General features: G+C 64.4%; 17 protein-coding genes. 10 read left to right on the top strand and 7 right to left on the bottom strand.

What is annotated here, in order from left to right:
* Window positions 1–30: 30 nt before the first annotated feature.
* Genes argH through ACK4SV_RS09055 form a run of 5 tightly spaced genes read left to right on the top strand, consistent with a single transcriptional unit; the run spans window position 31 to window position 5,812 of the window.
* Window positions 31–1,428 (top strand): argininosuccinate lyase, encoded by a 1,398-nt coding sequence (argH, locus tag ACK4SV_RS09035; protein WP_409917494.1) that lies wholly within the window; start codon window positions 31–33, stop codon window positions 1,426–1,428.
* A gap of 9 nt (window positions 1,429–1,437) precedes the next feature.
* Window positions 1,438–1,680, top strand: a complete 243-nt coding sequence (lptM, locus tag ACK4SV_RS09040) for an LPS translocon maturation chaperone LptM (protein WP_409917495.1) — start codon at window positions 1,438–1,440, stop codon at window positions 1,678–1,680.
* Window positions 1,677–1,916: a hypothetical protein gene (locus ACK4SV_RS09045; RefSeq protein WP_409917496.1), complete on the top strand. Its 240-nt coding sequence runs from the start codon at window positions 1,677–1,679 to the stop codon at window positions 1,914–1,916. The genes lptM and ACK4SV_RS09045 overlap by 4 nt, the downstream gene beginning before the upstream one ends.
* A gap of 12 nt (window positions 1,917–1,928) precedes the next feature.
* Window positions 1,929–3,203: a diaminopimelate decarboxylase gene (lysA, locus tag ACK4SV_RS09050; RefSeq protein ID WP_409917497.1), complete on the top strand. Its 1,275-nt coding sequence runs from the start codon at window positions 1,929–1,931 to the stop codon at window positions 3,201–3,203.
* Window positions 3,182–5,812, top strand: a complete 2,631-nt coding sequence (locus ACK4SV_RS09055) for a DUF4175 domain-containing protein (protein ID WP_409917498.1) — start codon at window positions 3,182–3,184, stop codon at window positions 5,810–5,812. Before lysA ends, ACK4SV_RS09055 begins: the two co-directional genes overlap by 22 nt.
* Window positions 5,813–5,827: 15 nt before the next feature.
* Here the strand turns inward: ACK4SV_RS09055 and ACK4SV_RS09060 are convergent, their stop codons facing one another.
* The 4 genes from ACK4SV_RS09060 to ACK4SV_RS09075 all read right to left on the bottom strand — a co-directional run bounded on the left by ACK4SV_RS09060 (window position 5,828) and on the right by ACK4SV_RS09075 (window position 7,305).
* On the bottom strand, window positions 5,828–6,400 hold the full coding sequence (locus ACK4SV_RS09060) for a cob(I)yrinic acid a,c-diamide adenosyltransferase (RefSeq protein WP_409917499.1): 573 nt from the start codon (window positions 6,398–6,400) through the stop codon (window positions 5,828–5,830).
* A 15-nt stretch (window positions 6,401–6,415) separates the two neighbouring features.
* Window positions 6,416–6,634, bottom strand: coding sequence for a twin transmembrane helix small protein (locus ACK4SV_RS09065; protein ID WP_409917500.1), 219 nt, complete (start codon window positions 6,632–6,634; stop codon window positions 6,416–6,418).
* Window positions 6,635–6,722: 88 nt separating this feature from the next.
* The gene (locus ACK4SV_RS09070) at window positions 6,723–7,028 is read right to left on the bottom strand and encodes a cell division protein ZapA (protein WP_409917501.1); all 306 of its coding nucleotides are present in this window, start codon (window positions 7,026–7,028) and stop codon (window positions 6,723–6,725) included.
* The gene (locus tag ACK4SV_RS09075) at window positions 7,021–7,305 is read right to left on the bottom strand and encodes a DUF4164 family protein (protein ID WP_409917502.1); all 285 of its coding nucleotides are present in this window, start codon (window positions 7,303–7,305) and stop codon (window positions 7,021–7,023) included. Before ACK4SV_RS09075 ends, ACK4SV_RS09070 begins: the two co-directional genes overlap by 8 nt.
* A 106-nt stretch (window positions 7,306–7,411) precedes the next feature.
* Here ACK4SV_RS09075 and tkt point away from each other — a divergent pair, with 106 nt between their 5' ends.
* Window positions 7,412–9,382: a transketolase gene (gene tkt / locus ACK4SV_RS09080; protein WP_409917503.1), complete on the top strand. Its 1,971-nt coding sequence runs from the start codon at window positions 7,412–7,414 to the stop codon at window positions 9,380–9,382.
* A 4-nt stretch (window positions 9,383–9,386) separates the two neighbouring features.
* On the opposite strand, the gene ACK4SV_RS09085 is transcribed toward tkt, so the two are convergent.
* Window positions 9,387–9,818 (bottom strand): hypothetical protein, encoded by a 432-nt coding sequence (locus ACK4SV_RS09085; protein WP_409917504.1) that lies wholly within the window; start codon window positions 9,816–9,818, stop codon window positions 9,387–9,389.
* Complete coding sequence (locus ACK4SV_RS09090; RefSeq protein WP_409917505.1) at window positions 9,815–10,300, bottom strand: MmcB family DNA repair protein; 486 nt, start codon at window positions 10,298–10,300, stop codon at window positions 9,815–9,817. Before ACK4SV_RS09090 ends, ACK4SV_RS09085 begins: the two co-directional genes overlap by 4 nt.
* A 158-nt stretch (window positions 10,301–10,458) precedes the next feature.
* Here ACK4SV_RS09090 and ACK4SV_RS09095 point away from each other — a divergent pair, with 158 nt between their 5' ends.
* On the top strand, window positions 10,459–11,346 hold the full coding sequence (locus ACK4SV_RS09095; protein WP_409917506.1) for an RNA polymerase factor sigma-32: 888 nt from the start codon (window positions 10,459–10,461) through the stop codon (window positions 11,344–11,346).
* Window positions 11,347–11,357: 11 nt separating this feature from the next.
* Here ACK4SV_RS09095 and ACK4SV_RS09100 read toward each other — a convergent pair whose 3' ends face one another.
* A complete protein-coding gene (locus ACK4SV_RS09100) occupies window positions 11,358–12,155 on the bottom strand; it encodes a thermonuclease family protein (protein ID WP_409917507.1) in 798 nt (265 codons plus the stop codon).
* Window positions 12,156–12,265: 110 nt separating this feature from the next.
* Between ACK4SV_RS09100 and ACK4SV_RS09105 the strand changes: the two genes are divergently transcribed.
* From ACK4SV_RS09105 to ACK4SV_RS09115, 3 genes are all read left to right on the top strand, one after another.
* Window positions 12,266–13,558, top strand: a complete 1,293-nt coding sequence (locus tag ACK4SV_RS09105; RefSeq protein WP_409917508.1) for a cystathionine gamma-synthase family protein — start codon at window positions 12,266–12,268, stop codon at window positions 13,556–13,558.
* Between the two features lie 240 nt (window positions 13,559–13,798).
* On the top strand, window positions 13,799–14,908 hold the full coding sequence (locus ACK4SV_RS09110) for a tyrosine-type recombinase/integrase (protein WP_409917509.1): 1,110 nt from the start codon (window positions 13,799–13,801) through the stop codon (window positions 14,906–14,908).
* Window positions 14,802–15,164: a helix-turn-helix transcriptional regulator gene (locus ACK4SV_RS09115; protein ID WP_409917510.1), complete on the top strand. Its 363-nt coding sequence runs from the start codon at window positions 14,802–14,804 to the stop codon at window positions 15,162–15,164. Before ACK4SV_RS09110 ends, ACK4SV_RS09115 begins: the two co-directional genes overlap by 107 nt.
* Window positions 15,165–15,500: the final 336 nt, after the last annotated feature.

The raw sequence follows: 15,500 nt of genomic DNA on the forward strand, positions 1-15,500 counted from the left end.
TGCGCAAAACTGACAATTGAGGATATGCCTATGGCAGACGGCAAAGGCCAGATGATGTGGGGCGGGCGTTTTGCCGCGACACCGTCCGCGATCATGGAGGAAATCAACGCGTCGCTCGATATCGACCGGCGCATGGCCGAAGAGGATGTCGCCGGAAGCCGCGCCCATGCCGACATGCTGGCTGAAATGGCAATCCTGACGGCCGACGATAACAGCGCCATCCAGACCGGGCTCGACCAGGTGATGGAGGAGCTGCGGGACGGAACCTTCCCCTTCCGCCGCGAGCTTGAAGACATTCATATGAATGTTGAAGCGCGGTTGAAGGAGCTGATCGGCGAGCCGGCAGGGCGTCTGCACACAGCCCGCTCCCGCAATGATCAGGTTGTGACCGACTTCCGTCTATGGACGCGGCGGGCGCTGGAACGCACCGGCGCGCTCGTGACAGCGCTCCAGGCCGCGCTGGTTCGCCGGGCAGGGGAACATGCCGCGAGCATCATGCCGGGCTTCACGCACCTGCAAACAGCGCAGCCTGTGACCCTCGGGCACCATCTTCTCGCTTATGTGGAGATGCTGGAGCGTGACCGTTCGCGGATTCTGGACTGCGCCGTGCGTCTCAACGAGTGCCCGCTGGGGGCCGCCGCTCTCGCCGGTACGAGTTTCCCCATTGACCGGGACATGACTGCCGAAGCGCTCGGATTTGCCCGGCCGATGGCGAATTCGATGGATGCGGTTTCAGCAAGGGACTTTGCGCTCGAAGCCCTGGCAGCCCTGTCGATCGCGGCGACGCATCTTTCGCGTCTCGCTGAGGAGATTGTTCTCTGGACCAGCCCGCAGTTTGCGTTCGCACTGCTGAGCGATGCCTGGTCGACCGGGTCCTCGATCATGCCGCAGAAGCGCAACCCGGACGCAGCCGAGCTGGTGCGGGCCAAATCCGCACTCATCACCGGGCATTTCCTCGCCCTCCAGGGCGCGGTGAAGGCCCTGCCGCTGACCTATGCAAAGGATTTGCAGGACGACAAACGCCTGACCTTTGAGGCGTTCGACACGTTTGACCTGTGTGCCCGGGCAATGACCGGCATGATCGAGACGATCACCTTTAACACTGACACGATGCGGGCCGCTGCAGCCAAGGGCTTCTCCACGGCGACCGACCTCGCAGACTGGCTTGTGCGGGAGCTGGGCCTGCCATTTCGCGAGGCCCACCACGTCACGGGCCGGATCGTCGCGCTCGCCGAAGCCCGGGGATGCGACCTTGCAGACCTGCCGGTCGCGGACATGCAGGGCGTTCACGCAGACATCACGCCGGATGTCCTTGGCGTACTGACGGTTGAGGCATCCGCTGCGTCCCGTATGTCATACGGCGCAACAAGCCCTGTTCGGGTGGCCGAACAGGTGGCACAATGGCAGCAGAGACTTCGACTGGAGTGAGTAATGCGAATGACCCGGACACCTGCGCTCATTGCGGCTGGCTTTATGGCAGCTTCCCTCTCCGCTTGCGGACTCACGGGCGATCTCCAGCGGCCTGACCCGCTGTTCGGACGTCCTGCCGGCGAGGTTGATCCGGCGACATTGCCGGAGGAGCGCGACCGCGACCTGCCGCAATTGCCAGCCCGCCAGCCGGCAACCTCCGATCAGGGCGCTGAGGACGAACTGCTCGGCGGCCCCGGAGGCGCCCTGTGAAGCCGTTTGGGCCGCTCATCCTGTTGGGGAGCATTGCACTGATCGGTTCAGCCTGCCAGACGGCCCCGCCGCCGATGCCTGAAGTGGCTGAAGAGGTGGCTGACGAATATGAGACAATCGAAGTGCCCGAACCGCCGGATCCGGATACACCCATGCTGAACGAGTGGGGCGGGGAAGTGCCCCTGAGCGTGCCCACCGGGACAGTTACCGCAGAAGGCCTCGAAGACCTTTCCTGATCCGGAGCCACGATGCACCATTTTTACTATGCCGAAGGCCGCCTCCACTGTGAGGGGATCGATCTCGACCGGATCGCGGATGAGATCGGCACACCTGTCTATGTCTATTCTACTGCCACCTTCGTGCGCCATGCGAACGTCCTGAAGGAAGCGTTTCGCGGCCAGGACGTGCTGATCGCCTATTCGGTCAAGGCGAACGGGAATCTGGCTGTCCTTGCGACGCTCGCCGCTGAAGGCTGCGGGGCGGATGTGGTCAGCGGCGGCGAAATGCAGCGGGCGCTAACGGCAGGCATCCCGGCCTCACGCATCGTGTTCTCCGGTGTCGGTAAGACGGCAGCGGAGATGAAACTCGCGCTGGAGGCCGGCATCCACCAGTTCAATGTGGAGAGCGCGGGCGAGTTGAAGCTGCTCTCGAGGGTCGCGGCCGGCCTTGGCCTTGCCGCTCCTGTGGCGCTCCGGGTCAACCCCGATGTCGCGGCTGGCGGGCATCCGAACATTTCGACGGGAAAGGCAGGCGACAAGTTCGGTGTCCCCTGGACCGAAGCTGAGGCGCTGTATGATGAGGCAGGCCGCCTCCCTGGGATCAGGGTGGTCGGCGTAGACGTTCACATCGGCAGTCAGATTGGCGAACTCGCGCCGATGCGTGCCGCATTCGAAAAAGTCGTCGGCCTTGCACTGAGACTGAGAGCGCAGGGGCACGCAATCACTCGGATTGATGTGGGCGGCGGGCTCGGGATTCCCTATCGCAGCTCGGATTCGCCTGCGCCTCCCGCCGATTATGCGGCGATGATTGCTGAGGCGACCGCCGGTCACGGTTTTGAAGTGATCCTTGAACCCGGCCGGGTGATTGCGGGCAATGCGGGCGTCCTGCTCACAACGGCGCTCTATGAGAAACAGGCTCCCGACCGTACTTTCCTGATTGTGGACGCAGGCATGAACGACCTGATGCGCCCTGCGCTCTATGGCGCGCATCATGAGATCCTGCCGCTCGCCGAACCGGCGGCGAACTCCGCTTATAAGTCATATGACGTGGTTGGGCCGATCTGCGAGTCGACTGACAAATTCGCCACCGGGCGGGATTTGCCTGAAGTGCAGCCGGGCGACCGGCTCGCCTTCATGTCTGCAGGGGCCTATGGCGCTGTGTTGTCTTCGGCCTACAATGCCCGTCCATTGGTCCCTGAAGTCCTGGTCCATGGTGACCGCTACAGCGTTGTGCGGCGCCGGCCAGACTTTGAGGACATGATACGGCTTGAAGAGGTGCCCGATTGGATCAGGACGAAGGCCTGAACGCGCTGGGAGCAAAGCTCGCGGCGACCCGCCGCCGGCTTCTTTTCCTTGCGATCGGCCGGGCCGGGTGGCCCGTCTTTGTGTTCGTTTCCGGCTTCCTCGCGCTGGCACTTGCCGGTGTTTTTACGCCGCTGAGCCCATTCCTTCGCACGGCGATCCTGTTGCCACTGCTGCTGCTTGGCGCAGGCCTGGCGCTGTATGGCTGGCGCCGGTTCCAGCTGCCGCAAGATGCAGAAGTCCGGCAACTGCTGGACCAGCAGTCAGAGCTCAGGCCGATCAGCTCTCTGATGGACCGGCCTGTGGCGAGCGGTCCTGTGCCTGCATCCCTCTGGCAGACCCACCGAGCGCGCCTGCTCGCTGAGTTGCGGAATCTGCGGCCTCCGTCCCTCGCGGCTGAGTGGCGGGCGCTGGACAAGTATCACCTGCGCTTCGTGCTTCCGGCGCTTGTCCTGGTACTCGCCCTGCTGGCCGGGCCGGCGGCGCCGGGCAGGCTGTCTCAGGCATTTATGCCGGATGTGGGGGCGCTTGCCGGTGCCGACAGGATGGTTGTCGAGGCCTGGGTCACTCCGCCGGACTATACCGGGCGCGCCCCGATTTTCCTTCAAGCGGGGACTGATTCAGTCAGGATCCCGATCGGGTCTGAAGTCACTTTACGAACTCAGGCTGCATCCGCTCCCCGATATCGCCTGAGGGGCGACGAACCTCTATCCGGCCGGTTCATGAAAATGCCGGATGGCGCTTATGAGGCGAAAGTCATTGTGAGAGGTTCCGGGCGCCTCAGCGTTCACTGGTGGGGCGAGCGTGCGGGCTGGGCCTTTACGGTCGAACCGGACGAAGCGCCCGCGATCGAGTTTGTATCGCTGCCCGCGCCGGGTGCGCGGGACCAGGTAGAGTTCCGGTGGCAGGCCTCGGACGACTACGGCGTCGTCGGGGTCGCCCTCTCGATCCGGTTGCGTGATCCGCATCCGTCGGCACTCGATGCCGAAGACCGGGTGTCTATTCCGATGCCGGCGGCCGGTGGCGAACGCGAGATGGCTGCCGCTGCGCAGCTCGACCTGACACGCCATAAGTGGGCCGGGCTTGCCGTGGAACTCACATTGAATGCGGTGGACGGCGCTGGCCAGGAGGGCCGCAGCGAGACCGTGCCGTTCATCCTGCCGGAAAAGCTGATGCTGGATCCGCTCGCGCGCGCCGCTCAGGAAGCGCGCCTGACTGTGTTGCGCGAACCGCGTGAGTATGAACCCTTGCCCCGGAATGCGGCTGCGCTGACACCCGAAGCGATCAACAGCGAAGCGTCCGGGCGGCTGCACCTCGCCCCGGACGGGATCCGTCAGGCCGCCTTGATGCTCGATTCCATCACCTATCGCGGGGATTTGTTCGTGCCGGATCTCGGGGCGTTCATGGGCCTGCGGATGGCGCTCGGCCACCTGCAGTCAGCGACAACGAAGGCAGAGGCTGACGGGGTTGAAACCCTGCTCTGGTCCATTGCGCTGAAGCTCGAATATGGCAGCGTCGCGGATGCCCGGGCGCGGCTTGAAGCCGCCCGCGCCGCGCTCGAGCGGGCTTTGCGGGATGGGGCGTCCGAGGATGAAATCCGCCGCCTGATGCAGGCTTTCCGGGACGCAGCCAATGAATATCTGGCGGCCAGGATGGCCGAGGCTTTCGCGCAAGGCCTCGATGCTCCCAGCGACCAGCAGGACAGCGCAGCGCAGGCGGCAAACCGCAGCATGGGCGGGTCAGACTTCGAGGACATGCTGAACGCACTGCAGGATCTCACCGAGACCGGGGCGACCGAGCAGGCGCGCCAGCTGCTGTCGGATATCACCAATCTGCTGCAGAACCTTGAGTTCCAGCGCGGGCAGGGACAGGGCGACGGAATGCCCGGGATGCCCGGCCAGCAGGCGGACGGCGAGGAGAGCGATCTGCCGCCTGAAGAGCAGGAAATGACGGATGCGATGCGGCGCCTGTCGGAATTGCTGCGCGAGCAGCGCCAGCTGAATGATGACACGCTCGCCCAGCAGCGCGGAGAAGAGCGGCGCGGGCAGCAAGGATCGTCCGGCGAAGGTGGTCCGCCACAGGACGGTGAGGGAACGGACACCGAGCCCGGCCAGACAGGTCCTGACCGCAGCGGCACCCTCGCTGAGCGGCAGGGCCGCCTCGGCCAGATGGTCGAGGAGTTTGGCCGCCAGCAGGCTGAACGGGGCCGCCAGGGCGAGACGGGACAGGGAAGCCAGAACTTCACAGAAGTCCTGGAAGCCATCCGCGAGGCGCAGCGCCGCGCCGAAAGGGCGCTCAATTCGGGCAACGAAGCCCGCGCGCTTGCGGATCAGGAGCGGGCGACGCAAATGCTGTCGCAGCTCTCACGTGACCTCGCATCGCAGCTCGACGAGCTTCGCGCTGCCCGGCTTGGCGAGCAGGGCGAGTCGTCGAACGATCCCTTCGGGCGTCCCCTGATGGGCGCAGGCAATGATGGCGAAGGGGTCGAGATTCCGTCCGAGGCCGAGCGCCAGCGCGCGAGGGAAATCCTCAACGAACTCCGCCGGCGGTATGGCGAAGCATCGGATGAGGAAGAGCGCGACTATCTCCGCCGCCTGCTCGAAAGGTTCTGATGCTGGCTGCAGGCTTCAGCGATTGGCGCCGGGCACCCATTTGACGTCATCTGCACCATTGTTGTTGGCAGCGCGCCCGGCCACGAACAGCCAGTCAGACAGGCGGTTTATGAAGGCGAGCGCCTGAGGATTGACCGGTTCGTTTTCATGCGACGCCAGCTCTGCAATCGCGCGTTCGGCGCGCCGGCAGAGGGTGCGCGCGACATGCAGCTGCGCGGCAAGCCGGGAGCCGCCCGGCAGGATGAAACTGTCGAGCGGGGGGATCGCGGCATTCATCGCGTCGATCTCCTGCTCCAGCCGGCTGACCTGAGAGGCGATGATCCTCAGCGGTGTCCATTCCAGGACACGGCCGCGCTCGGGCGTCGCAAGATCGGCGCCCAGATCGAAAAGGTCGTTCTGGATCCGCCGGATCGCGCCGAGCATTTCGCCCTGCGCTTCCAGCGCCGCCACACCGAGCGCTGCATTGAGCTCATCGACTGTGCCATAGGAGGCAACCCGCGGGTGCCATTTGGCAATCGGCTCACCGGTCGAGAGGCTGGTATGGCCCCCATCTCCGGCCCGCGTGTAGATCTTGTCGAGGCGAACCATGAGACCGTCTCCCGCCTAGCCGCCAAAGCCGAGCTTGATTGCGCCGGTAACGATGCCGATGAGTACCAGAAGTGCAATCGCTACTGCCTGGAAGATGACGCGCATCCGCATGAGCTGGTTCGACCGGCTCGGCTGGTTCGCATCCCGGCGGGCGAGATTGGCGATCCCGAGCGCCAGAACGATAACGATCGCGGCCAGTGCCACATAAAAACCAATGATCAGGGCGGATTGCATCGCGGGATGCCTTTCATCTGGAACCTTGGCGCCCTGTTTAACGCCGGGGCGGCGGGTTTGTCCTGCTGCATCGGGTCGCGGGCTGGCTTTACAGGCCGTCCTCCAGCCGGTTCGCAAGTGCATCGATCCGTGCGGCCATCGCAAGCAAGCGTGCTTCGGCCTGCGCCCCGCCTGGGTGTCCCTGTCCAAGCCGTTTGGCTGCGTCGAGCTCATCGAGAAGTGCAAGGGCTGCAATCAGCAGAAGGCGCTCTTCACCAATGTCGCCAACCGCTGAGGCAATGCCCGACAGGCGGGCATCGAGTTGTTCGCCGAGTTTCGAGACGCGCGATTCCTGACCCGGTGCGCAGGCAATCGAGAAGCGCCTGCCCTGGATCTGGATGTCGGCCTTAGCCATGAGGGGGCTCGTCCCCTGGCTCGAGGGCGGCGCGAACCTCCCTGATGGCGTGCCCCAATGCCTCGCTCGCCTCGTCGGCGAGCGCCTGCAGCTCCTTTTCCCGGGCAAGAGCCGAATCCAGCTCGGCCGCCAGATTTGCCCGGTCTTCTATCAGGGCGTCGATTTCCGCGCGCGCTGCGTCCGGGTCGGCGGCTCGCGACAAATGGGTCTCCAGCGCCGCTTCGAGGCGTTTCAGGGCTGCATCCAGCCTGTCGGCGGCTGAGTCGATCCGGTTCATCGTTCTTTTGGAGTATCTGGAATGCTTCTGGCCGCCAAGCACCTTGACGCCCCGGCAGGAGTCTGGCCTAGGACCCTCGGGCAGAATTATCCGGGAGATCAGCAGAATGGCTGTCACGAACCGCGACATGGCGAACGCCGTGCGCGCACTTTCGATGGATGCGGTGGAAGCGGCGAAGTCGGGCCATGTAGGCCTGCCGCTCGGGATGGCAGATGCTGCGACGGTCCTGTTCCGGAAATTCCTGAAGTTCGACCCGAAAGATCCCGCCTGGCCTGATCGTGACCGGTTCGTGCTGTCGGCCGGCCATGGCTCGATGCTGGTCTACTCGCTGCTGCACCTGACGGGCTATGCCTCGGTCAGCCGGGACGATATCCGCAATTTCCGGCAGCTCGGTTCGAATACGCCGGGACACCCCGAGAATTTCGTGACGCCGGGTGTCGAGACGACGACCGGCCCCCTCGGGCAGGGGATTGCAACAGCGGTCGGCATGGCGATCGCGGAGCGGCACCTGAATGCCCGCTTCGGCGACGACCTTGTGGACCACCATACCTGGGTCATTGCGGGCGATGGGTGCCTCATGGAGGGCGTCAGCCAGGAGGCGATCACGCTGGCCGGGCATATGAAGCTGTCCAAGCTGATCGTTCTGTTTGACGATAATGCTGTCACCATCGATGGCTCGACCGACCTGTCTGACTCGACAGACCAGTGCGCCCGTTTTGAGGCCAGCGGCTGGGTCAGCCGAAAGGTGGACGGGCATGACGAGAAAGAAGTCACGGCGGCCCTGAAATGGGCGACGAAGCAGAAGAAGCCCGTTTTCCTTGCGGTGAAGACCATCATCGGCTTCGGTGCGCCGAAGCTCGCCGGGACGGGCAAAGCACATGGCGGCCCCTATGGCGCTGAGGAAATCGAAGGTATCCGCAAATCGCTGAACTGGCCGCACGCCCCGTTTGAAGTGCCCGAAGCCATCGAGAAAGCATGGGCAAAAACCGGCGAGCGCGGCGCTGAGGATCATGCCGCCTGGAAGAAGTGCCTGGCGGCGAGCCCGAAGAAGGCTGAGTTCAATGCCGCCATGACGGGCCGGATGCCCAAGAATCTCGGCAAGGCGATCAGCAAGCACAAGAAGGCCGTGGTTGAAGGCGGCGCCTCGAAGGCGACCCGCGTCTGGAGCGGCGAAGCGCTGGAAGTGATTACCGGCCTCGTACCGGAGATGGTGGGCGGATCGGCCGACCTGACCGGTTCCAACAATACCAAGACCAGCCACACCGCGCCGATGACGCCCAAGAGCTGGGGCGGGCGCTACGTGCATTACGGCGTTCGCGAGCACGGCATGGCCGCAGCCATGAACGGCATGGCGCTGCATGGCGGCATTATTCCCTACTCCGGCACGTTCCTCGTCTTTGCCGACTATAGCCGCGCAGCGATCCGCCTTGGGGCGCTGATGGGTACGCAGGTCATCCATGTGATGACCCACGATTCCATCGGCCTCGGCGAAGACGGCCCGACTCACCAGCCGGTCGAACAGGTCGCGTCCCTCCGCGCGATGCCCGGCATGGTCGTGTTCCGCCCGGCGGATGGGGTCGAGACGGCAGAATGCTGGGAGCTTGCGCTCGCGCGTTCTGACGGGCCGAGCACGATGGCGTTGACCCGGCAGAACCTTGCGCCGGCCCGCAAGGTCCATGAGGAAGAAAACCTCAGCGCCCGCGGCGCTTACGTCCTCTCGCCTGCCAAGGGCAAGGAACGCGGCGTTCTGATCGCGACGGGCTCGGAAGTTGAGATCGCCCTCAAGGCCCAGGCGGACCTTGCCGCCGAAGGGATCGGCGTGCGCGTTGTCTCGATGCCGTCGATGGAATTGTTTGGCCAGCAGGATGCAGCCTACCAGGCGGAAACGCTGGGCAAGGGTCTCCCGAAAGTGGCGGTTGAAGCGGGCGTCCGCTTCGGCTGGGATCGCTGGATCGGGCCAGACGGCGGCTTTGTCGGCATGGACAGCTTCGGCGCCAGCGCGCCCTATCAGAAGCTCTACCAGCATTTCGGCATCACGGCGGAGCGCGTCGCGGCGGTTCTGAAAGAGCGTCTCTGACGCTTTATTCGCCGTTGAACAGGTCGAGCTGATTGGGGTCAGCTGGCCGGCGCCGCCTGGTCTTGGTCCGGCCGCGCCGGAAATAGAGGTCGTCGGTATGGTCGCCCTCGGCGGCGCGTGCTGGCGCTGGCTTCGATGCCGGGCTCAGCGGTTTCGCCGGGGCTGACGGGTCGGCGAGCTTCCACCAGCTGACGGCGAGAACGGTGTGGCCGGACGTATCCTCATAGCGCTGCAAGTGCCCAGCCGGGCCTTCTGCGCTGATGGCGCGGAACAGGGCGTCGGCCTCTTCCGGGGGCAGGTGGAGCCAGCTGGTCTCCAACCCGTCAACTTTCAGTCCGCCTGTGACAGCGGCAGCCTCCCGCAGGCTGCGCGCCGACTTCACGCCGGGCTTGATGGCTTCTTCGAGGGTGCGGGCAATGGGATAGGCAAGGCTCATGGCAGGGGCGAGGTAAGCGTGTCCTCGCCCGGCGTCCAGCCGGTATCGCCTGCCAGCGTAAGCCGGGCAGCCGCCAGTCGCGCGAAACGCAAGGTCACCGCCTTCCGGCGCGCGGGCGGCAATTTGCTCTCCGGCGCGTCGCGGATCACGGCGCCGAAGAAGGCATCCGCTACGATCAGACCAGCCTGAGGTGGGATCAGCTCCTGCGGGAAGTCTCCATCCACAGCGAAGGACAGCCGGTCGCAATAATCGAGGTATTCAGGCCATTTGGAGTCGGATTTGAAGTCAGGCACCCCGGATTTGATCTCGATCATCCAGATGTCGCCGGAGGGGCCGATCGCGGCAATGTCCGCGCGCCGGTAGTTGGCGAGGCTCATTTCGGTGATGCCGGTGTAACCGAGGCTGCCCAAGAGGCGCATTGTGCCCCGGCAGATTTCTGCAGCCCGCCGATTGGGCAATGCTGAGGGAGCGGGATCGGTCATCAGGAGTGTTCCGGAATTGTTCCTGCTGACCTTGCCCCGCGGCTGCCTGAGCGTCAACGCCGCGGGGCGCTAGTTCGAATTTCCGGAGCTTCAAGGGGATTTTCTGATCCGCTTGGCCCGTTGTTGCGTAGACCTTTCAATCGGCAAGGGAGACCAAGATGTCCAGCGCCTATGCTGCGTCCAGTTCTGCAGACCGCATGTTTGTGAAATCCGCCATGAAGGCGCCTTTGCTCGATCCCGTGCACGAGGCCAATCTTGCGCGGCGCTGGCGTGAACATAATGACGAGGCCGCCCTGCATGAGCTGACTACGGCTTATATGCGCCTTGTCATCGCCATGGCCGCGAAGTTTCGCCATTACGGCCTGCCCATGGCCGACCTGGTGTCGGAGGGCAATGTCGGACTTATGCAGGCCGCCGCCCGGTTTGAGCCGGAGCGCGAAGTACGTTTCTCGACTTATGCGAGCTGGTGGATCCGTTCCTCGATCCAGGATTATGTGCTGCGCAACTGGTCGATTGTCCGCACCGGGACGACATCTGCCCAGAAGTCACTTTTCTTCAATCTTCGCCGCCTGCGCGCTCGCATTTCCGACACGGGCGACGGTGTCATGACGCCGGAGAACCGCCAATGGGTGGCCGACCATCTGGGCGTGCCGCTGCGCGATGTCGAAACCATGGCCTCAAGGCTGTCAGGGTCCGACCGCTCGCTCAACGCGCCCCTGACGATCGATGGTGACGGCGAATGGCAGGACATGATCGCGGATACCTCGGCCGTGCCGGAAGAGGCGGTGATGCAGGAGCGCGACAGCGCACGCCGCCGCTCCTGGATCAATGAGGCGATGGGCGTCCTGTCAGAGCGCGAAGTCTATATCATCACGCGCCGCCGGCTGGCGGATGAGGGCATGACGCTTGAGGCGCTGGGCGAAGAACTCGGTGTTTCCAAGGAGCGGGTGCGCCAGATCGAGCATCAGGCGCTTCTCAAGTTGCGCAAGGCGCTGGAGCGCATCGCAGGTGATCCGGGCACGGCCGGATTGATGCCTGACGCCTGAGCTGCGGACCTTCAGGGCTCGTCCAGGCGCTGCAGATTCAGCGGGTGGGATATTTCCATCCCCTGATCGCGCACAAACCCCCGCGCCAGAACCTCCGTATCCGGCGGTAACTGACAGAGCTCTGCAGCGGATGGGCGGATGTTCAGAACCAGGACTGAACGCTCCAGCAGAACGTCGCATGAGTAACCCGGCTGGTCAGAGCCCTGCATCCCCGATGTCGTTGCGAGGACAAGCTGGAAACCGCCAAACCGGTCGGGCAACTGGCTGGCATCCGTAATCGCCCATTCATTGCGTGCCCACAGGCCAACGCGGGTTTCGCGGGCAGCCTGCTCCAAAGCAACCAGCGGCGCGCTCGCATCAGCCGTATCCGGATAGACCCGCACCCGGGCGCCGCCCCGGCGAACCATCTCGGCGTTCAGCCACAGTTTGGGGCCGAGATCATCCACCGTGATGAGATGGGCGAGGGCGCGGTCATAACGATCCCGCGTCAGGCCTGCATAGCGCAGCTGCACCTCCCGGCCGAGCGACATATCCTCCAGCATCCGCTTCGCCGCTTCAAAGCCTGGCTCGGCTGGGCGCCCGCGCGAAGGCCCTGCCGGGGCTTCGATGCCGATGAGCCGCACGCTCTGCCCGGTCGACAGCACAAGCGCGTCTCCGTCTATCACGCGGACGACACGGCCTGTCTCACCCGCTGCAAGTCGCTCGATTTCCTCGAAGGGATCGGATGCGCGCGAGCAGCCGGAGACCGCCAGCGCGGCGGCAAAGCCCGCCGAGACTATGTAAAGTGCCGCCCGCCGCATCAGATCCATGCAAGCATATGAACTACCCGCCGCGCCGCGCGCAAGCCATGCGTCTTGCCATTGCAGGCCGGTGCCCGCTAAGCCTTCCGTAACGACAAGACAGCCGGGAGGAGGCCCCCATGACAAAACCGGACAAGCCCTATCGCAAGCGCGAGATTGCCGGGCATACGCTGAGCCCTGAATCCCTCGTCATGGGGTTCGGCTATGATCCCTTCATGTCGGAAGGCTCAATCAAGCCGCCGATCTTCATGACGTCCACCTTCGCCTTCCGCTCTGCGCGGGATGGCGAGGCGTTGTTCCGCCGCCTCGCTGGCCGGCATGAGGTGGGCGATCCGGAGGATGCTGACCTCATCTATACGCGCTTCAACAACCCCAACATGGAAGTGCTCGAAGACCGGTTGACCCTGTATGATGAGGGCGAAGCTGCGCTCGCCTTTTCCTCCGGCATGTCGGCGATCACCACCGCGCTGTTTGCCTGCGCGGAGCCCGGCACGGCTGTGCTGCACTCAAGCCCGCTCTATGGCGCGTCGGAGGTGTTCATACGCTCCTTCCTCCCGGGATGGGGCGTGCGCTCGGCCGAGTTCGACGCCTGGTCAACCGAGGAGCAGATCCTCGCGGCGGCCCGTGCGGCTGTCGCGCAGTTTGGTCCCATCTCGGTGATCTTTACCGAGTCCCCCGCGAACCCGACAAATGCGCTCGTCGACATTGCTGCCTGCGCGCGCGTCGCCGGCGTGCTCGAGGCCGAGACCGGCCGGCGCCCTATCCTGATGTGCGACAACACGATGATGGGACCGATCGGCCACAAGCCCCTGAAACATGGCGCGGATCTCGCGCTCTACTCGCTGACGAAGTATGTCGGCGGGCATTCGGACCTGATCGCGGGCGGCATCACCGGCAATGAGGACATCCTCACCAAGGTGCGCCGTATGCGGAACTATCTCGGCACAATGCTGGATTCCCATTCCTGCTGGCTACTGACGCGCTCGCTGGAGACCGTCCGTCTCCGGATGGAAAAGGCGTTCGACAATGCGCGCATCTGCGCCGAGTTCCTGAAAGATCATCCGAAGGTCGCGCAGGTCATGTATCCTGGCTTCCTGGAGGTGGGCGATCCTCAGAGGAAGGTTTTCGATGAACAGTGCGAAGCCGCCGGGGCCACGTTCTCATTCGATGTGAAGGGCGGCAAGGAGGCGGCGTTCCGCATGCTTGACCAGCTCAAGCTGATCAAGCTCGCCGTCAGCCTCGGCGGCACGGAAAGCCTGATGTGCCATCCGGGCTCCACCACGCATTCGGCTGTGCCTGCAGATGTCCGCGCGCGGATCGGTTTTACCGATGGCCTGGTACGTTTTTCGGTCGGCATCGAGGCGGCCCCGGACCTGATCGCAGACCTTCGCCAGGCGCTGGAGCATGCCTGAAACTCGCATTTCCGCTTCAAAGCCGGGCGCTTTTCCGCTAGGGGAATGCCCGGCCGATCCCGTAGCTCAGCAGGATAGAGCGACAGATTCCTAAACGCCGCACACGGACCATATCGGGCCATCAGTACACGTATTGATGGTTCGCAAGCCCTTGTAACGATGCCATTCTTGCCGTAATGAGCCGTGCGCAGCCGTATCTGCCGCATGGTCTGGAATATGACCCGGAGGATGGTTCGGAAGATGGCGGATAGGTTCAAGCAGGCGGCGGTCGACAGGTGGCTGAGGGAGGCGAAAGCCGGCACCCAGTTCTACGATGCGGAGGCGAAGGGCCTGCGCCTCGTGGTGGGCTCCAGGGGCGGGTCCTACAAGCACCTGGGCAGGATCAACAGGCGGGGAGGGCGGTACGTCACCGTCTCGATAGGCAGGGCCGACGAGGTCTCGCTCAGGCAGGCCAGGACGGCCTCGGCGGAGGTCCGGCTGGCGCTGAAGCGCGGCGAGGATCCGAGGCGGCCTGCGAGCACCGTGCCGACCTTGCAGGAGGCGCTCGACCGCTACCTGAGCCGTGAGGACCTGACGCCGAGGACGAAGGAGTTCTACCGCCAGTGCGTCGAGGGCCCGCTCAGGAGCCTTAGGGACACGCCGATGGACCTGCTCGGCAGGGAGGAGGTGAGGGCGCTGCACGAGACGATCACGCAGCGGTCCGGTCCCTACCTCGCCAACGGCGCGATGCGGACGCTGCGCGCCCTGCACAACGACGCCGCCAGGTCATTCGACCTGCCGCCGAACCCCGTGAGCCGCGCCGTGCGGTTCAACAGGGAGCAGCGAAGGGACGACGCCGTGGCGCCCGAGGACATGCCGGGACTGTGGAGGAGCCTCGAGGCGGTCGGCTGCCCGATCATGAGGGGGGCATGGCTGACCCTGCTGCTCACCGGCCTGAGGAGCGGCGACGTCAGGGCGATGCGCTGGGAGCACATCGAGGACGGCGTCCTGCTTGTCCCGCACCCGAAGGGCGGTCGGTCGTTCCGCCTGCCGCTCTGCGCCCACCTGCTGGGCGAGCTCGAGGCGCTGCGCGAGCTCGGATCGGAGTTCGTGTTCCCGTCGCCCCGCGACCTGTCGAAGCCGCTCGCAGGCATCAAGCGCACCAAGACGTTCCCGTTCAACCCGCACGCCATGCGCCACAACTTCAGCACCCACGCGATGGAGGCAGGCGTCGACCACGCCACGCTGAAGCTGCTGCTGAACCATGCCAGCGGTGACGTCACGTTCGGCTACGTCACTAGGGCGCACCTGCAGGGACACATGCGGGACGCCGTCGAGCGCGTCGCCGCGAGGCTGCTGTCCTACAAGTGATGGGTTACGACGGGCCGATACGGCCCTACCTTCCACCGCATGGAAGATCATCGAGAGACTCGAACGCGCCCTGGCGGCTGCGCAGGCACCTTACCTGGACACGAGGCAGGCGGCACAGTTGACCGGCATCAGCACCGTCACGCTTGAGCGTTGGCGTGTGGACGGCGAGGGGCCACCGTACGTGAAGCTCGGCCGGCTGGTGAAGTACCGGCGCGTGGATCTCGACGTCTTTATGGAGTCACGTCTGGTTAGTTGAGACCGCTTGGTGTGATTAGGATGTCAATTCGCCCTAATAGTCCTTCAATCTTACAATCGACTGAAGGTGACCCAGCCCCCGGAATTCCGGCCATGAATTTGCAGACTCTCTCGATTAGTGCTCTGAGACCCAAGTCTGGACCACTACCGGCTAGAGTTTTCCGGCCTTTTGCTCTGAGACCCAAGTCTGGACCACTACCGGCTAGAGTTTTCCGGCTTTTGCTCTGAGACCCAAGTCTGGACCACTACCGGCTAGAGTTTTCCGGCCTTTTTCACACTGGCGGACTGGTGACGCCAGCATGATTGATCAGCGCCGCCGGGGGTTTGTTCCCGATGG

Origin of the sequence: Hyphomonas sp., assembly GCF_046313735.1 — a bacterium.
Taxonomy (GTDB): domain Bacteria; phylum Pseudomonadota; class Alphaproteobacteria; order Caulobacterales; family Hyphomonadaceae; genus Hyphomonas.

What these genes read in the sequence shown, in the direction of transcription:
- argH (WP_409917494.1), top strand. Translation starts at nt 31, where the DNA reads ATGGCAGACGGCAAAGGCCAGATGATGTGGGGCGGGCGTTTTGCCGCG.
- lptM (WP_409917495.1), top strand. Translation starts at nt 1,438, where the DNA reads ATGACCCGGACACCTGCGCTCATTGCGGCTGGCTTTATGGCAGCTTCC.
- lysA (WP_409917497.1), top strand. Translation starts at nt 1,929, where the DNA reads ATGCACCATTTTTACTATGCCGAAGGCCGCCTCCACTGTGAGGGGATC.
- ACK4SV_RS09060 (WP_409917499.1), bottom strand. Translation starts at nt 6,400, where the DNA reads ATGGTTCGCCTCGACAAGATCTACACGCGGGCCGGAGATGGGGGCCAT.
- ACK4SV_RS09065 (WP_409917500.1), bottom strand. Translation starts at nt 6,634, where the DNA reads ATGCAATCCGCCCTGATCATTGGTTTTTATGTGGCACTGGCCGCGATC.
- ACK4SV_RS09070 (WP_409917501.1), bottom strand. Translation starts at nt 7,028, where the DNA reads ATGGCTAAGGCCGACATCCAGATCCAGGGCAGGCGCTTCTCGATTGCC.
- ACK4SV_RS09075 (WP_409917502.1), bottom strand. Translation starts at nt 7,305, where the DNA reads ATGAACCGGATCGACTCAGCCGCCGACAGGCTGGATGCAGCCCTGAAA.
- tkt (WP_409917503.1), top strand. Translation starts at nt 7,412, where the DNA reads ATGGCTGTCACGAACCGCGACATGGCGAACGCCGTGCGCGCACTTTCG.
- ACK4SV_RS09085 (WP_409917504.1), bottom strand. Translation starts at nt 9,818, where the DNA reads ATGAGCCTTGCCTATCCCATTGCCCGCACCCTCGAAGAAGCCATCAAG.
- ACK4SV_RS09090 (WP_409917505.1), bottom strand. Translation starts at nt 10,300, where the DNA reads ATGACCGATCCCGCTCCCTCAGCATTGCCCAATCGGCGGGCTGCAGAA.
- ACK4SV_RS09095 (WP_409917506.1), top strand. Translation starts at nt 10,459, where the DNA reads ATGTCCAGCGCCTATGCTGCGTCCAGTTCTGCAGACCGCATGTTTGTG.
- ACK4SV_RS09100 (WP_409917507.1), bottom strand. Translation starts at nt 12,155, where the DNA reads ATGGATCTGATGCGGCGGGCGGCACTTTACATAGTCTCGGCGGGCTTT.
- ACK4SV_RS09105 (WP_409917508.1), top strand. Translation starts at nt 12,266, where the DNA reads ATGACAAAACCGGACAAGCCCTATCGCAAGCGCGAGATTGCCGGGCAT.
- ACK4SV_RS09110 (WP_409917509.1), top strand. Translation starts at nt 13,799, where the DNA reads ATGGCGGATAGGTTCAAGCAGGCGGCGGTCGACAGGTGGCTGAGGGAG.
- ACK4SV_RS09115 (WP_409917510.1), top strand. Translation starts at nt 14,802, where the DNA reads ATGCCAGCGGTGACGTCACGTTCGGCTACGTCACTAGGGCGCACCTGC.